We start from the raw sequence: 15,219 nt of genomic DNA on the forward strand, positions 1-15,219 counted from the left end.
CGGCCAGGCCTTATGCCTTCGGGTCCTCCAGCGCGGCCAGACCGCTCTGTACCGCAAGCTCGAAGCCCCGCCGGTCGCCCATGGTAAAGGCCGCGCATAGCTCCTTGTACCGGTCCGCCTCTCTGTGGTCCGGGTCGCCAATGACCAGGGCCCGGTACTCCGCCTTGGCGGCAGGCTTGTCCTCCCCCTCCCACTGCGCCAGCAGGGCGGGCTTGTCCAGCCCGGCCAGGCACCGGTAGGTACAGTCCTTTTTACCAGCCAGCCCAGCCAGGAACAGGTCGTCCGCCACGCTCATGTCGCCCACAAAGCTGTCGCCGTCAGTGCGCTCCTCCCGGGCTACCTCAAAAATGGTCCACAGGTTTTTGGTCAGAAATTTCATGCTGTTGTCCTTCTTTCTATTTAATTCAGGCCTCCGCCCGTTGGGTTACTGTGCCGTTCCCTTGATTTCCTCAGCCTGAGCTTGGGTAATAACTCCGAGGCTCACATATCTTGCAAGCTGGTCATCCCTTATGTAGCCCCTTTGGTATCGCTCTCTGATTTTCTCAAACATTGGCATATCCCTCCAAAATCATCAGCTCCAGGTCTGTTATGGCCTGTCCCTGTTCAATGCCTGATAGCTCTAAGTTCGTTATTTCCTGCCGGATCAGCTGCTCGGTGGTATAACGCGGAAGGGCCTCCCGGACAGCCTCCGGCACTTCTCCCTGCTCCACATCAACGATTTCACCGTCATGGAAAACAAGGTTGATGAAGGGGAGATACCCTATCGCCCTATCCTCTAAATGGGCCGGGATGACAGCCCAGCCTTCCGGTATCTCCGGCAGCGAGTCAATGGTCTGGTTGCTGTGCGCACCGTTGGGCAGCGCTTTGATCTCAACAATAAGCATGACAAATCCCCCCGTCTAAATAAGCGCGGCCCAGTAATAGGTTGTGCCGGCAATATTTAAAATCTCTAGGTAAGCGTATGCGCTGCTGCCGTATGACGTCATTGTCAGCCCAGTGCTCGACCAGGATACCGAAGCGCCGACCCCGTAATCTTTGTTTATTTCTCCGCCAATCGAAAATGACGAGATTCCTCTCACAAAAACCATCATGTCTGAATCGCCGGACGACCCTGTAGAGCCAAGTTTCGGATTTGGCGCGCTTATCACCACAATCTTGGCAGCTACGCCGAAGGTAACTGTTTTGGAGACAGCTCCATCCCCGACGTAACTCCCAGTAACAATTCTGCATCCCAAGGAAACCGCGGAATTGATAATCCCATTGATATCATAACCGCCCACGGTGTCCGCATTGCCGCCGCTGGCCGGGAGCGTGGCGGGACGGTTATAGATTTCCTCCCAGGAATAGGACGGTTTCGCAGCCGCCTTTGCCCAAGGATAGACATCGCTGGCGGGGAGCGCCCCCGGAAAGTTTGAGATATCGGCGGTGGTATGCCTATGAGATGCCGCTGCCTGGAGCGCAGACGCCACTGTACCGCCTGTAGCGCATGGAATCTGCTCCGCAGTCACGCCATGGGGGTTTGCCCTGTTGGCGGCATGGGCATCCAACTGGCGCTGTGTCTCCCTGGCGGCCTGGATGGCGGCGTCCATCTCCTCCAGGCCGTCCACACAGTCCTTTTTGGTCACAGGGTAAAGTAAATGGGTATCCCCGGTTTTGTCCTTGTAGGACAGCACGCCATTGTATTCACGGATTGCCATGTCCGCCTCCTTATCCCTCAGTCAGCTGCACCCACAGATCGCCCTCGGCCAGGTCCGCGGGCTCGGCGGCAGCGTAATGGATCTTGCTCTTGCCGTCCCAGGCGGCGGTCTTCTCCGCGGTGATGCCGTCCAGGACGGTTTTGTTCTCGTGGCTGTGGTTGCCCTGGGCGGCGGCGTTGACCTTGGCCTTGAGGTCGTCGGCCAGGTCGGCTTCCGCCACCTTCTTGGCCTCCAGGGCGGCGATACGGGCCACGGCGGCGGTGAGGTCCGCGGCGTCTGCCTTACCGCCGATGGCGGCGTTGAGGGCGTCCGCCGCCTCCTGGTGGGTGGAGATGTAGTCCGCAATCTCCTTCAGAGTGTCATAAGTCTCCGGCGCGCCGTTGATCAGGCCGGAGATGGCCTGGGAGATGGCGGTGTCCATGTCCTCGCCGGTGGGCCGGGTCTCTACCGCGGCCAACAGCTCCGCCAGCTTGGCGGACAGGGTGGTGCCGTCCACCCGGACGTTCTCCGCGTTGGTCTGTACCATCAGGTCGGTGAGCACCCCCGCCACCTTGGCCCGCAGGATCGCTTTCTTCGCAATATTCGGCATACTGTTTTCCTCCTAGTCTGTGATTTCGATCTCGTAGATCTCATCTTCCTCCGCGCCCAAGGGCGCCGCGTTGGTTACCGGGTGGTCCCGCCCGTCAATCTCCGCTGTCACCGGCGTCTCATCGCCCTCACCTCCCAGCTGTAGTTCAATGATTTCCGACTGCCTCGCCCGGGTGTCAAACCAAAATACCGCCCCCCTTTCCGGCTCGGTTTCTCCGATGACCAACAGCGGCAGGCCCCCTTCGGCCAGCTCCTTTACCGCCTCCCGGGCCGCCTGCGCCGCCTCCCGGACCTGTTCCACCTCCTCCCGCAGCCCCAGGTGAGCCCCCTCGTCCGTATTGTGGGCCTCCAGTGTCTCCCGGAGAAATCCCTCCGACACAACGGTACTGGCGTCGATGTTGACCTGGATATCCGCGGCGTTGTTGATTGCCAGGATGGCGTAGATCTCCAACAAAAACTCCGGGTTCTCCGCCCGGGCGGGGATCTGCACGCCCCTGCTGTCCTGCATCAAGAACAGCAGGGAATCCTCCTCCTGATAGTCCAGCCGGGCGAACACCCCGATCTGGTGGAGGATGTAGGTCTCCTCCACATCCCAGTTGGTGATCTGGATTCTCACCCGCTTGCCGCCCTCCACATCCTCCACACCGCAGATGGAAAAGGTCTGCTTCGGGTCCGAGAGCGCCGCCGCGTCCTCCAGTTCCGCCGGGTCCAGCAGCCCCGCGCCCCCGGCCCCGTGCCGGATGGTCAGGGCGTACCCCGCCAAAGATTCGTTGAGCAGGTAGAGCCCGGTCTTGGTTACGACAGAATCAGCCCAGCCCATTTACAGTCACCTCCATGGTTATTTTGGTATAGGTCCCGGCCAGGGCCGCCCCCGCGTGTATCGGCAGCGTCCTGTGGGGCCGGGCGATTGTCCCGTGCAGGTTCACCGGAACGTGGACCTTGGCGTACAGCCCCACGCCTTGCACCCCGGCCCACCCCCGGAGGGGAATGTGGGGCCGGTCCACCCGCCCGTTGACTTGGACGCTGACCCCCAGCCGTGTGTAACTGCCAACCGCCGCCGCCCCCACGAACGCTGTTACAGCGCGATCCGGTTTGATGATGTACTTGATGCCGTCCAGGTGGGAGCGCAGGCTCTTGTACAGGTCCACCCGGCGCAGCACCCGCCGGTGCCGCTCCGAATTGATGTCCTCATGGCTGGCGTCCAGCTGGAGGCGGAACCGGTAGGGCTCCCCGCCGTACTCAAACCACTCCGTCACCTTGGCGTTCGGATAGATGGCCGACAGCGCCGTCTCCACCGCCGCCTTGGTCCCCAGCGTCTTATGGACCCGCCAGCTGTCTTTCAGGGTCCGGCGTTTTTCCTCCACGCTATAATCCGCGTCCCACCAGTCCACCTTGAAGTCGCGGGCCAGAATGTCCAGCACAGCATCCTCCAGTGCGTCAATGTTGGAGATAATGCGCACCCGGTCAATTTCCGCCAGCCGCGCCACCAGGGCCTCGGCGTCCGCCTCCGCCAGCGCCATAATAGACTTGTCGTGTGTCAGCGCCGGCGGCATGAGAAGCAGCAGATTTTCTTTGGTAATTCCGTAGTTATCCATGATCCGCTCCCTTGATCTGAGCCGTTTTGCTCCCTGCCGCAAGGCGCGTCAACGGCAAGTACACACCTTATTCATCCTCGTACCCTCCGTTGATGATTTCGGGGTCCCCTGCCAGCCGCGCAAGCTGTGGGGCCTCTGTTCCGCTCCCATCTTTCAAATCGGTAAAGGCCGGTTCGAAGAGGTCCACCCGCTTGATTCCCGTCTCCATCAGCATAGAGATAAGCCGCGACGGGTTGATATCACGCCCCAGCTTCGCGGATTGCCAGGCCGTGTATTCCCTCACTTTTTCCTTCACCGCCGCATCTAGGGCCTGGGCGCTGATTGGATTGTCCTGCCCCATGTAGTAGGTCAGGCGCACATGGTAGTCCACATTTTCCGGGTCCTCCAAGGAAACAAGATCCGTCAATGGCCGCACGTCGTCTGCACTGCACGCGGCCAAAACCTGCTCCTTCATCTCCGGCGTGGCAGGTGTACCGTCGTTCATCAGGACATACAGCTTAACTACCCCCGGCGTGGGGGAGGCGGCAATCACGTCCGCAATCTCTGTGCTGACCTGCTTTGCAAAGTAGATGTACCCGCCCCGCGCTCCGGCGCAGCTATAGCCATCCATGCTCAGGCGCAGCAGCTCATAAAATTCCTCGTCGGTGGCCGCGTCCGCGCCCCCGTCCGATTCGGTCAGGTTCTCGCAGGAGAGGAAGTAGGCAAATGGGTCTATGATGGAATCAATCTGCCCCTTTACATATCCGTTTCCCTGCTTTCCCGCTGTCTGGCACCGGACCTTACTGTCCGCGTACGTCTCCCCGATGCTTATATACACATCCTCCAGCGTCTCCCAAACCAGCGTCTTTCCTGTATCCGTGACCCGGATTCCCTTCGGTATCAGCAGGTTAAACCCCTGGGCCTCGGAAATGTTGAAGCGTACCGTGCAGGTTGCGGCCTTTGCCTGCGGGCGCGCCTGGGTGTAGAACAGCTCCGCCAGGGCATCCAGATTGTCCCCCACTGCCCGGCTGGGGATGTTCTGGTTGGCCGCATAATTGGTCAGCACCCGTTCCAGCACGATTGCCTCCGCCATCCAGTGAATAAAGTTCCGTTCCGGACTTGCGGGCTGTACCGTCACGCCCATGATTTCCTCATAAATATCCGTCAGCCATATGATGATGTCATTGGGATCCGTCGGGATAAATCTGTATTCCGCCCCACGGCTCACATCGTCGCCTCCTTCTCGTCCTCACAAACTCCATTCCGCTCCGTCCGCCTTACAGCGGACATCCGCTCCATTCCGTTGCTCGTCCTCTCCCCACCGGACCCGCTCGTGCTGGGCCCCCGTTCATTCCCCTTCCTTGATTTCAATCTGCACCGTGAAGGTCAGCTTCCCAGGATTGGACGGGTCCGGCATCAGCCTCATGTCCTTGTACACTGCCCGCGGCTCCCATTCCTCGATTGCCTCCCGTACTGGGATGACAGCCCGGTTTTTTGCCACATTTATAGGCTTGTCTAAGAAGCTCATGTCCAGGCCGAAGCTCCGGTACATGGGTACGCTTCCCTTTGGCGTCGCTAGAATAACCGCCACGTTGCGCAGGATTTCCTTTACCCTGTCCCCCTCGTCCAGCCGGATATTTGCAAGGTCCGTGGCAGATACGGTGTATTCCATCTCGTCGTTGCAAAGTCCGCTAAGCGCCCTTTTCGGCTGTCGCCGAAAATTGTGCCCGCTCCCTTGCTCCTCCTCTCTCGTCGTCGAAATAAACTTCGCTCCGCTCGTTTCCGGCTTGCGCCGAAAGCTCGCCGTGCTGTGTTATTTCTCCTCTCCCCACCGGACCCGCTTACGCTGGGCTTCGGTGGGGACCCCTATGGCCGCTCCGCTTACGTTCCGGCGTAGGCCCCGTTTTTCAGAGATAACGTGCCATGGGCGCGCCGCCGGAAGTCCGGCGTCACAAACGTTTTGCCGTAGGCAAAACCTTGGCGCAGGGCGGATTCACTCCGCCCGAGCATTCAAATCAAAGGGGGCCCCAATGAAGCCCAGCGCAGCGGGTTCATTGGGGTATTTTGAATACCTGCCCCGGATAGATCAGGTTCGGACTTCCCCCTATCACATCCCGGTTCGCCTCATAGATCTTGATGTAACCCGCGCCGCTCCCATAAAACTTTTTGGCAATGGTCCAGAGGTTGTCCCCCTTCTTTACGGTGTAGACCGTCCCGCCGGTTCCACCCGCCGCCGAAGCCGCCGGTGCTTTGGCCTTGGCCGTGTTTCCGGCGTTGTGGGTTTCCCCCTTCATATATTCCAGCAGGTCTACCGATACCTCTACAGCGTACATATCCCCCAGCCCGTCCATGTACTCCATCTTGGTCTTGTGGTCCGTGATGGTCCACCGGTATTTCCCGTATGCTTTCCCGCCTATGACCAGCCCCAGTGCCTCGCCGCTGCGCTCAAAGTCCCAAATCTTGACTACTTCTTTTAGCGGATCCACACCCAGCTCCGCCGCCAGCAGAATATCAAAGGAAAACCGGTCCGGGTCCAGCCCGGTAAACTCTGTCAGCGCGTGGGTGTTGTGCCGCTCATGGGTGGCGTACCGGGCCGAACCGCTCCACTGCATGTTTTTAGGGGTGCGGAATACCTCGCGGGAGACAATAAACTCAATCCCATCGTCCGCGCTTTTTCCCAGGTAGCCAATCAGCGCCACATCGTCGTCGCTCCCTTCATATCCTTCGCTTCGGCCTTCGGCCAAAGCTCACTCATTCCGGGGCGCCTCCTCTCCCCACCGGACCCGCCTGTCGGCTGGGCTCCGGCGGGGGCCCCTTTTTTCATTTCCACGGGTTTACGCCCCCCAGTATCACACCGTCTCCGTTGAACACGGGGAAGTACAGCACCAGCACCCGGTCATTCACCTTCGGCATATAACTGCCAGTCATAAGCACTGGCATCCAGTCCGATTTGATTTCCAGGGCGTCAAACCACACCTTGGCAATCCGCTTGTCGGGATCCACGGCGGTCACTTTCCCTTCCCGTACCATATCCTCTGTAAGCATCAGTAATTCAGAACCTTCCGTATCTTGATTTGCGTGGTGTATCCGCCGCCTCCCACCGTATGGGTTGCCCTGGTGACAATGTATTTCCCGTCCCAGCCGCCCCATCCTTTGAGCTGGACTGTGACCCCGGCCACAAGTCCCACGTCTCCCGGCAGGGTGAACGTGGCGGTTTTCGCCAGTTTGTTGTGCAGCCGCAGGCGCTTCTTCGCCAGTGCCTGCGCTTCCCCGGTACTGGCCACCTTGGCTGTTATCTCCAGGCATTGGTCCCCGGAAACGTCTCCGTCCTCCGCCGTCCCTTCGATACACTTCCCCGTTCCTGGATCCATGTAGCGGACGCGGCACTTGGAATACCTGGTGTCCGCCGAGCCGGAGGAGAGCTTGTATTTGATGTACCCTCCCTTCTCCCCCTTCTCGATGGCGAGGACCGGGTCCTTCGCTTCGTACTCTGCCTGGTCATACAGCACAATCTTCCCGTCCGTTGCCTTGATGGAGATACCGGCGTCCTGACACAGCTTTTTGAGGAAATCAATGTCGCTCTGCTTGGCCTGCTCCATCCGTCTATAGGACGGGTTTGTGCTGGATTCATATAGACTGCCCATGCCGCCGCCCGCCGCGATTTCCGCCGCGATACCGGACAGGGTGTAATTTTCCCACGTCTTGGATTTCTTGGTCTGCCGCAGGCTCTTGGAAAAGGCGAGGCTTGCGCCGCTTATCGTTACACTGGCAGGAGGACCGGAGGCGTCCACGCTGTCCAGCTCAAACGCCCCCGTCTTCAGCGCTCCATCCTTTTTCCAGTGTTCCGGTTTAATAACCGCGCCGATGGACAGCCAGCCCCCGGCGGCGGCTTCCACCGCCGACCTCAGCCACTTTTCCAGCCATACCCCGTCCCGGTCCTGCACTTCGATTTTCAAGTCGTCGGCCATGTCGTCCGCGTCGTCGGTGTAGGTGATGCTGCGCAGGTACGGCTTGATATCCTGTGTAATATCCGTCCCGTCGAACGTAACATCAACCGATGTCCGCCGTGCAAGTATGCGTTCTGCTATTTCATTCTCCCCCTTTCGCGCTCTCGTCCTATCTGCGCCAGATACCGGCGCAGCCCAAACCGGAGCCCAGCGCAGCGGGTCCGGTTTGGAGAGGAGGGGCAAAGTAGCGTAGTGCAGTTTCACCCGCAGGGGGTGTGCGGCATCCGTAAGGCGGCAAAGCCGCCAACGGCTGCCCAATCGGCGTCAGCCGGAAATGGAACGGAGCGGATTTCGCCCCGACGAGCTATCGCTTCCACGGGGGGAGGTTCGTGTTTGGCTTTTCCTCGATTTCCGGCAGGCGCAGCGTGACCCCCGCCGGGAACAGGAGCGTCCCGGCGTGCTTCAGATTTGCGCTGACGAGCTGGTCCGTATAGTCCGTGCTTCCCAGCTTCCGATACGCAATCATGTCCCACGTATCTCCCTGGGCCGTTGCATAGAAACCGCTCATACCATGGCTCTCCTTCTCATATCTGCATCTGTTTCCTCTAGTACGTCCAGTATTACGGTTTTCAGCTCGCCCCGGTTCGCGTAGTCCTGCCAGGCGCTCACTGTCTCCGGCGGCGCTCCGGCGGCGATGTGGAAGTGCATTTCCATCTTCGGCCTGCCCTCCGCCGTGCCTGCCGTCCCTATAACCTCCAGGGGCGGCCGGACGGGCTGTACCTCCTGGGCGCAGGTGTACCGGCTGTATGCGCCGTAATCCTCCGCCACCTGCCGGGATACACGGTTTGGAAGCACCTGCTCCCCACCGTGCATCCGCATCAGCTCCGGCCCGTCTTCTCCTACCCATGCCCAGCCCGGCGGTGCGTTCTGGGTGCCGGCGGCGTAGCCGCGATTCCGATTCGCGTACCATGCGCTGTCTGCATACCTCGGCGGTCCAAGGGAAATAGACGCAACCCGTGCAACATTCGTATAGGCGCTTCTTACCTGGGGAAGCATACCTTCCGCCTGGTCGATGTAGGCTTGCACAGTGGCCCGCCCGCTCTCCCTGGCCTCTTCCGACATATCCAGCGCCCCCAGCTCCTCTTCCATATCGTGGACAAGCTGCTGCGTCTGCTCCAGCAGCCCCGTGGTCCACTCTGCCACGTCCTGCGCTGTCTGGTCCCGGCTCTCTTCGATTTCCCCCAGCGTGTTTGCAAGGTCGGTAAGTACCTGGGTGTTGCCGCTTTTGACCGCTTTTACCATATCCGCCGCTAGTCCCGCCGCCTCCGGCGTCCCGCTCATGACGAACTTCATCAGCGCGTCGTAATTCTCCTGGGTCACTCCCAGGTCTTCTGCGGATTGCTCTTTCAGAACCGCGATATTCGCGGCGTACCCCTGCCAGTAGGCAAGCTGTGTGTCCAGCGCCTTCTGCGCAGCCTCCACAGTAGCCTGTGCGTCCGCTTTCGCCTCGTCAAACAGCCCGAACTGACCGGCAAAGCTCTCGGATGCTTCCTCATAGGCTTTCCTGTATGCCTCCCCCAGCGCCTGGACCTTCTCCATCGTGCCGTCCAGTGCGTCCCGTACCGCGGCTTCTTCCTCGGTCAGGTTCTCTTCTTCTTCCGTATAAAGGCCCATTGCTTTCAGGGTGTCTTTTACCGCGTCTTCCAGGAACGCCATTTTTTCTTCCGCCTGTGCGGCGGCTTCCCCGTCCCTCCGGATGGCCTCTTCGTGGTCCTTTATGTCCGCTTCCGCGTTTGAGATCTCCTCATTCAAATCCTCCAGCTCGTATCCCAGGTCCTCATATTCCTGGGTAAGGAAGGCCGTCGCGTCTGTCAGCACCCCGGTTTCCCTGGTCTGCTTCTGGGCGGCCCGCTCGGCCTCCTTCCACAGCTCACCCCGCCGCTTCAGGACGTCATTTTGCTTTCTCACCGCCTCGTCCCGCTTATGCTCCGCCAGGCTCAGTTCCAGTTCGTTTTCCGCAGCCTCCACCAGTACATCGCCGTATTGGTCGTACAAAGAATTCAGGTACTCCTGATAAGCCCTCGCCTGGGCGTTCTTCTTCCACTCCTCTGTATTGACCCGCAGCGCGGCCGTGTCGGTCTCCAGGACGTAGGTGGAGCGTCCGTACTCGTCCGTGGTGGTGCTGATACAGCTGGACAGCTCCGGCATGGTCCGCAGCAGCAGGCCCAGCGTATTCTGATACTCCTTGCTCTGCTGCGCGTTCTCTCCCTGGGCGGCCTGGATCTCCTCCAGTTTTCCGATATAAAGCTCCGCCGTGTTGGCCGCCGCCAGAATCTCCACCGCCGTGCTTTCATATCCGGATTCCGCCTCTTCCATAGCCGCGTTCAGTTCCCGTGCCGCCTCGGTCAGTTCCCTTACCGCCGGTCCGCCGTCTCGGGTGGCCTCGGTGAATCCCACCACTGCCGCCGTCACACCGGCGATCCCCGCCGCGGCGCCCAGCATCACCCCTGCCGGGCCTGTAAACAGTGCCGCCAGATTAAGCGCTTTGAACACCTTTATGGCTGCGTTCACCCCCACAACGGCGGTCCCCATTGCCATAAAAGCGCCCGTCCCGGCCATAATCCCCTTCGTCAGTGCCGGACACTCCTGGATCAATCCGTTGACCCAGTTCAGTATATCGGTTCCTAACTGTGTCATTCCCCGCAGCTCCGGGTTAAATTGTTCCCCGATGGTGGTTTGCAGCGCCTCCATGGCGGAGTTCAGAATGGTCACGTCGCCGTTGAGGTTGTCCAGCTTTACCTTCGCCATTCGCTCCGCCGCGCCGGAGCAGTCGTTGATGGAGGCGTACAGGCTTTGGAAGTCCTCGTCCGTGGCGTTCAGGATTGCCAGCAGTCCGTTGTAGCCCCGCATACCTGCGATTTCCATGGCGTTGTTTACCCGCTCGGCCTCGGTCATCTGGTCAAAGTAGCCCCGCAGGTCCTTCACCGTCTCCATCAGGCCCTTCATGGACCCGTCTGAGTTGACGGCGGAGTAGTCTAACTCTCCGAACGCTTCCGCCGTCAGCGTCACGCCGCCCAGCAGTCCGTTGAAGATATTGCGCAGCGCGGTCCCGGCCCGGGACCCCTTGACGGCGTTGTTTGCCATGAGGCCCGTCATAACCGCCACGTCCTCAATGCTGTACCCAAGTGCGCCCGCTACAGAGGACGAATTTTTGAACGTCTCGCCCATGATGGAAATATTGGTGTTGGACTTGGCCGCTGCCGCGGCCAGCACGTCGGCAAAGTGAGCCGTGTCCGCCGCCGTGAGGCGGAACGCGGACAGGTTGTCCGTCACAATGTCGGACACCTGCGCCAGGTCCTCTCCCGCTGCCGCCGCCAGATTGATGACCCCGCTCATGCCGGACAGCATTTCCTGGGCGTCCCATCCGGCCATTGCCATATAGCCCATGGCGTCGGCGCTCTCCCTGGCCGTAAACTTAGTTGTCGCGCCCAGCTCCTTTGCCTGCGCTGTCAGCGCTGCCATTTCCGAGATACTGGAATCCGCGATTGCCTCCACGTTGGACATACCCTGCCCGAACGCTTTCGATACGTCCACGCACTCCCTGTAGGCGTCCGCGATTGCTTTTGCCCCTTCGGCGATTCCAGCGGCGGCAATGGCCCCGCCTACCGCCTCTATGGCCTGCATACCGGCGCTTCCAAACCGGCCCGCTTCCTCTGCGGCTTTCTTCTGTTCCTCGGTCAGCGCCCGGATTTGCTCTGTCAGCTCGGCATCCTTCGCGCTTAGGTTATCGGTGGACACGCCTGCCGCGTCCAGCCGGTCCCGTGTGCTGTCCAGCTTGGCCCGCTGCTTTTCCAGCGCCGCTTCGGTGTTGGCAATACGCTGCTCCAATTTCAGCTTTTCCCGCTCCAGGGCTGTTGTGGAGCCGGTTGTTTCAGAGATTTGCCGGTTGATCAGCTCATATTGATGGCGCAGATTTTCCAGTTTCCCGGACGTGTTCTGCACTGCCGCCGCCTGCTTTTGATAGGCCGCAATGTCCCGCTGGATGGCCTGGAGGTTTTTGATTTCCGTACCCAGCCGTATAAATTCCTGCTGCGCTTTTGTGAATGTACCGGAAAATCCGCCGTTCAGCACGGCGTTCAGAACAAAATCAAAAGAATACTGCTTTTGCGCCATGCCTCGCACCTACTTTCCGTTCAATTTATTGGTAGCCTGTATCCACCCACCGAACTGGCACAGGGGTTCTTCCAGGTAGTTCAGTGGGGAACCGCCGTTGTTTCTCGCCAGGAGGATACATTGTTTTTGGATCCAAAGCCGTTCGGCTTTCACTCCGCACGCAGCAAAAAACCCCGGGCTTTCCTCGTAATGGCTTGGAAATCCACCATATCCATCTCCATGACGGCCTGGGTATCAATCACGCGCTTTGCCTTCTCGTCCCGCTCTGTGCAGGCCCGCGCCGTCATGCCCGCCAGGAATTCCCCCGTGAAGGCGGGGGATACCAGCGTCCGGCCCTTCATAAGGACTTCCTGTTCGATCTCCAGGTGGTCCCTGCCTTTCAGGGTGGTCCAGTCAAAGGTCAGGCTGTCAAAAGTACGTTCCTTCCATCGGAACGGCTTTTTGAATGTGTGGGTGTAGCTCCCGGTTTCCTGCTCTTTCTTGGCTTCCTCTTCCGCCCGTTCGGCGTCCGCCGCGTCCTCGGCCACGCCCGCCATATCCAGTCTCTTTTCCTCTTCCATGGTAAAATCGCTCCTTTCGTCCTCACAAACTCCATTCGGCTCCGCCCGGCTGGTGTCGTCGCAAAGTCCGCTATACTCGCAACGGCCTTTGGCCGTTCCTCGTTCCGCTCTCTTGCTCCTCCGATTCCCCACAAAAGCATCCGCTTTTGCGGGGATCCCTAGTTGGGCATCCGCTTCATTCCGTTGCCCCTCCTCTCCCCACGCAACCCGCTCACCCGCAAGGGGTACGCCGCATCCGTAAGGCAGCATAGCTGCCAACGGTTGCGCAGCCGCTGGGCTTGCGCGGGGACCCCATTCTGGAACAAGCCGCCCCTCCCATCACCGGGAGAGGCGGCTTTATTCTTCGTTTCCCCCGTCCTAAAACAAAACCGCAGCCCAGCGCAGCGGGTGCGGTTTTGATAGGAGAAAGAAACCTGCGAATATGGAGCTTTCGGCGTTAGACGGAAGCGCAATGCAGCAGGCTTCTTTCGACTACATCATGCCAAGGGCACGGCGCACGTCGGCCGCGTTGTCCACGCCGTTGACTTCGTGGACCTGGTTGAACTGGTCAATGTCAATGACTTTCTGCCCTGCCTTATATACCGTGTACCGGCACACGCTGTACGTCCCGGATGCGTCGGCGGCGCTGGCCGTCTGGATGGTCCCCTGGTTGATCTCCGTGGGCCGGATGGACATTTCAAAGCGTACCTGCTCCAGCTCTTCCTTCCGCTTCACGCCATCGAAATACTGGTCCGCCAGGTAGAGGGCGACATCGTGCCACTCGTTGGTACCCAGCTGCACAATGGCGTCTGCCACGCTGGAGAAGTCAATGCTGATGGTCATGGGTTCAATCATGCTGGCCAGGGGGATTGTCACGTCTCCCATAAGCGCCGCACCCGTCGCCGTGACAGTTTTGTACTTGATGGGTGGCATTGTCACCTTGGCGACGCCAATCAGTGCCCCGCCGTTCTCATACATCAGGTAGTCGATATGGCCGTTCGGATAAATCATGTCGTCCTCACAAACTCCTTTCCACTGCGTCCGCCTGGCGTTGTCGCAACGTCCGCTAAGTGACCTTTCCGCCTGCGGCGAAAACCGCGCTCGCTCCCTTGCTCCTCTTTTCCCCACAAAAGCATTCGCTTTTGCGGGGACCCCATTTGGACGTTCGTTCCAATCCGTTGCTCGTCCACTCCCCGCCGGATCCGCCTGACGGCTGGGCTCCGGCGGTGACCCATTTTTTCCTTATGCCGAAAGCGCTGTTTCCATATAGGAAACGTCGTATTCCAGGATGAAGTCGATTTCCTGCGCGGGAACGGGCGGCGCATTATAAACATGGAGCGTAATGTGTCCATCCAGCAGATTGGCCAGCGGGTTTTCCTCTGCCAGCAGTTCCGCCCGCGCGCCGTAGAGGTAGCCGCCGCCGGATAGCCCCCCCAGCCAGATATTGCAGGTCTGCAAGATGCTGTCCCGCAGGGCCGTGGTCATGGGCTTGTCCAGCTTGGACCAGAACGTGCGGATCAGGGTGTTGCCGATAAAGTCAAACATCCGGGACACGGGGATGAACTGGTCCTTGACATCGGTGTTGCCGGGGTAGCAGGCGGTGTAGTTGCCCTTGGCCACCCAGCCGGAATCCATGAAGTTGACCGCCGTAACGGCGCCCCAGCTTCCCGCTACAAGGTTCACCTGTTCCCACGTCAGGTTGACCGGTCTGCCGTCTGCCAGTACGCAGGCGTCCATTTTCAGATTCTTATTGGAGGGGGATTCGTATGGGATTCCCCCGTTAAGGGCGTCCACCTCCGCCATCAGGCCGCACAGCTGGGTGGACAGGTGAAAGCGGTAGTCCCCCAGCTGCACCATGGGCCAGCACAGAATCTGGTCCGCGTCTACAAGACTGTTCTTGTTCTTGTAGGCGGGGATCTGGTAGTATTCGGTCACGCCGCTGTCAGTGCTATCCACGTCGATGACGGCCTTGCCCTTGAACAGTCCGTTGACAGCGGCTGCCTTTGTGGTCATCACAGCGGCCACAGCGGCAATGTGGGACCATCCCGGGGCGCAAATGAGATCCGGCACCACGCCTACCGCCGTCAGGCAGGCATCCGCCTGGGCCACGCCGTCCACCACGTCGGCCACGGTTGTGGCCTTGGGATCTGCCTGTGTATATGCGATGTTCACCTTTGCGGCGCTGTAGGCGCTGCCATTCTCCAGCAGCTCCACGATGCACACATAGGTGTCCGTGCCGTCCCGGTCATAGAACACGCTGTAATCCTCGTCCGCCGCAAGCTCCCGCTGGGTGGGCGTCCCTTCCACATCCTCTGTCACCTTGACCTGGATGGACCCGGCCACAGCCTCGATAGGCAGGGTGATTTTGTGGTCCGCAACATCATAGTCCGCCGCCGCCACGTCCTTCTTCATGGCCTCCGGGTCCAGGATGTTGCAGAAAATTACCGGCTGCGCCCCGAAAAGCTGAAAGTGGGAGTACATGAACTCGCACAGAGAGTAAGCCTCCCAGTCATAAGAGAACCCCAGCTTCTCCACCGCCTCATCCCAGCTGGTGGCCAACACAGGCGTATTGGGCGCGGCGGGTTTTTCCGCCGTGTGGACAGGTGCCGTTCCCACCACAAAGGGAATGCCAACTGCGGCGACTTTCGGAGTGGAAACGCTTGTGGCTTTTTCAAATACATGAATTCCTAAATTTGCCATG

Annotated in this window: 17 protein-coding genes; all 17 read right to left on the reverse strand. The window is 59.8% G+C overall.

Translation table 11 applies throughout. The annotated features are described in order from the left end of the window. Positions 1-10: 10 nt before the first annotated feature. The 17 genes from D1159_RS00070 to D1159_RS00145 all read right to left on the reverse strand — a co-directional run bounded on the left by D1159_RS00070 (position 11) and on the right by D1159_RS00145 (position 15,218). Positions 11-379: a hypothetical protein gene (locus D1159_RS00070; protein WP_161843664.1), complete on the reverse strand. Its 369-nt coding sequence runs from the start codon at positions 377-379 to the stop codon at positions 11-13. Between the two features lie 45 nt (positions 380-424). Beyond that, the gene (locus D1159_RS00075; protein ID WP_161843665.1) at positions 425-550 is read right to left on the reverse strand and encodes an XkdX family protein; all 126 of its coding nucleotides are present in this window, start codon (positions 548-550) and stop codon (positions 425-427) included. Further along, positions 543-884 carry a hypothetical protein gene (locus D1159_RS00080; protein WP_161843666.1) on the reverse strand — a complete coding sequence of 114 codons (342 nt, stop codon included), beginning with the start codon at positions 882-884 and terminating at the stop codon, positions 543-545. The genes D1159_RS00075 and D1159_RS00080 overlap by 8 nt, the downstream gene beginning before the upstream one ends. A gap of 15 nt (positions 885-899) precedes the next feature. Further along, positions 900-1,697, reverse strand: a complete 798-nt coding sequence (locus D1159_RS00085) for a hypothetical protein (protein ID WP_161843667.1) — start codon at positions 1,695-1,697, stop codon at positions 900-902. A 10-nt stretch (positions 1,698-1,707) separates the two neighbouring features. Next, entirely contained in the window at positions 1,708-2,286 is a 579-nt protein-coding gene (locus tag D1159_RS19085; protein WP_202620872.1) for a hypothetical protein, read from the reverse strand. Positions 2,287-2,298: 12 nt separating this feature from the next. Beyond that, positions 2,299-3,105, reverse strand: coding sequence for a hypothetical protein (locus D1159_RS00090; protein WP_161843668.1), 807 nt, complete (start codon positions 3,103-3,105; stop codon positions 2,299-2,301). Beyond that, positions 3,092-3,880, reverse strand: coding sequence for a phage tail protein I (locus tag D1159_RS00095; RefSeq protein WP_161843669.1), 789 nt, complete (start codon positions 3,878-3,880; stop codon positions 3,092-3,094). The genes D1159_RS00090 and D1159_RS00095 overlap by 14 nt, the downstream gene beginning before the upstream one ends. A 67-nt stretch (positions 3,881-3,947) precedes the next feature. Further along, a complete protein-coding gene (locus D1159_RS00100) occupies positions 3,948-5,087 on the reverse strand; it encodes a baseplate J/gp47 family protein (RefSeq protein ID WP_161843670.1) in 1,140 nt (379 codons plus the stop codon). Positions 5,088-5,207: 120 nt separating this feature from the next. Then, the gene (locus D1159_RS00105; RefSeq protein ID WP_161843671.1) at positions 5,208-5,531 is read right to left on the reverse strand and encodes a GPW/gp25 family protein; all 324 of its coding nucleotides are present in this window, start codon (positions 5,529-5,531) and stop codon (positions 5,208-5,210) included. 379 nt (positions 5,532-5,910) lie between these two features. Beyond that, positions 5,911-6,603: a phage tail protein gene (locus D1159_RS19400; protein WP_243152026.1), complete on the reverse strand. Its 693-nt coding sequence runs from the start codon at positions 6,601-6,603 to the stop codon at positions 5,911-5,913. Between the two features lie 76 nt (positions 6,604-6,679). Beyond that, entirely contained in the window at positions 6,680-6,904 is a 225-nt protein-coding gene (locus tag D1159_RS00115; protein ID WP_161843672.1) for a hypothetical protein, read from the reverse strand. Further along, positions 6,904-8,124 (reverse strand): contractile injection system protein, VgrG/Pvc8 family, encoded by a 1,221-nt coding sequence (locus D1159_RS00120; RefSeq protein WP_161843673.1) that lies wholly within the window; start codon positions 8,122-8,124, stop codon positions 6,904-6,906. The genes D1159_RS00115 and D1159_RS00120 overlap by 1 nt, the downstream gene beginning before the upstream one ends. Before the next feature lie 46 nt (positions 8,125-8,170). Further along, complete coding sequence (locus tag D1159_RS00125) at positions 8,171-8,374, reverse strand: tail protein X (protein WP_161843674.1); 204 nt, start codon at positions 8,372-8,374, stop codon at positions 8,171-8,173. After that, positions 8,371-11,979, reverse strand: coding sequence for a phage tail tape measure protein (locus D1159_RS00130; protein WP_161843675.1), 3,609 nt, complete (start codon positions 11,977-11,979; stop codon positions 8,371-8,373). Before D1159_RS00130 ends, D1159_RS00125 begins: the two co-directional genes overlap by 4 nt. Positions 11,980-12,128: 149 nt before the next feature. Beyond that, positions 12,129-12,539, reverse strand: a complete 411-nt coding sequence (locus D1159_RS00135; RefSeq protein WP_161843676.1) for a hypothetical protein — start codon at positions 12,537-12,539, stop codon at positions 12,129-12,131. Positions 12,540-13,010: 471 nt separating this feature from the next. Beyond that, positions 13,011-13,529, reverse strand: coding sequence for a phage major tail tube protein (locus tag D1159_RS00140; protein ID WP_161843677.1), 519 nt, complete (start codon positions 13,527-13,529; stop codon positions 13,011-13,013). 231 nt (positions 13,530-13,760) lie between these two features. Beyond that, a complete protein-coding gene (locus D1159_RS00145; RefSeq protein WP_161843678.1) occupies positions 13,761-15,218 on the reverse strand; it encodes a phage tail protein in 1,458 nt (485 codons plus the stop codon). Position 15,219: the final 1 nt, after the last annotated feature.

The organism is Pseudoflavonifractor sp. 524-17, assembly GCF_009935845.1.
Classification (GTDB): Bacteria; Bacillota; Clostridia; order Oscillospirales; family Oscillospiraceae; genus Pseudoflavonifractor_A.

Bases quoted from the DNA above. Each gene is read 5' to 3' on its own strand.
- D1159_RS00070 (WP_161843664.1), bottom strand. From the start codon at position 379: ATGAAATTTCTGACCAAAAACCTGTGGACCATTTTTGAGGTAGCCCGG.
- D1159_RS00075 (WP_161843665.1), bottom strand. From the start codon at position 550: ATGTTTGAGAAAATCAGAGAGCGATACCAAAGGGGCTACATAAGGGAT.
- D1159_RS00080 (WP_161843666.1), bottom strand. From the start codon at position 884: ATGCTTATTGTTGAGATCAAAGCGCTGCCCAACGGTGCGCACAGCAAC.
- D1159_RS00085 (WP_161843667.1), bottom strand. From the start codon at position 1,697: ATGGCAATCCGTGAATACAATGGCGTGCTGTCCTACAAGGACAAAACC.
- D1159_RS19085 (WP_202620872.1), bottom strand. From the start codon at position 2,286: ATGCCGAATATTGCGAAGAAAGCGATCCTGCGGGCCAAGGTGGCGGGG.
- D1159_RS00090 (WP_161843668.1), bottom strand. From the start codon at position 3,105: ATGGGCTGGGCTGATTCTGTCGTAACCAAGACCGGGCTCTACCTGCTC.
- D1159_RS00095 (WP_161843669.1), bottom strand. From the start codon at position 3,880: ATGGATAACTACGGAATTACCAAAGAAAATCTGCTGCTTCTCATGCCG.
- D1159_RS00105 (WP_161843671.1), bottom strand. From the start codon at position 5,531: ATGGAATACACCGTATCTGCCACGGACCTTGCAAATATCCGGCTGGAC.
- D1159_RS00115 (WP_161843672.1), bottom strand. From the start codon at position 6,904: ATGCTTACAGAGGATATGGTACGGGAAGGGAAAGTGACCGCCGTGGAT.
- D1159_RS00125 (WP_161843674.1), bottom strand. From the start codon at position 8,374: ATGAGCGGTTTCTATGCAACGGCCCAGGGAGATACGTGGGACATGATT.
- D1159_RS00130 (WP_161843675.1), bottom strand. From the start codon at position 11,979: ATGGCGCAAAAGCAGTATTCTTTTGATTTTGTTCTGAACGCCGTGCTG.
- D1159_RS00135 (WP_161843676.1), bottom strand. From the start codon at position 12,539: ATGGAAGAGGAAAAGAGACTGGATATGGCGGGCGTGGCCGAGGACGCG.
- D1159_RS00140 (WP_161843677.1), bottom strand. From the start codon at position 13,529: ATGATTTATCCGAACGGCCATATCGACTACCTGATGTATGAGAACGGC.
- D1159_RS00145 (WP_161843678.1), bottom strand. From the start codon at position 15,218: ATGGCAAATTTAGGAATTCATGTATTTGAAAAAGCCACAAGCGTTTCC.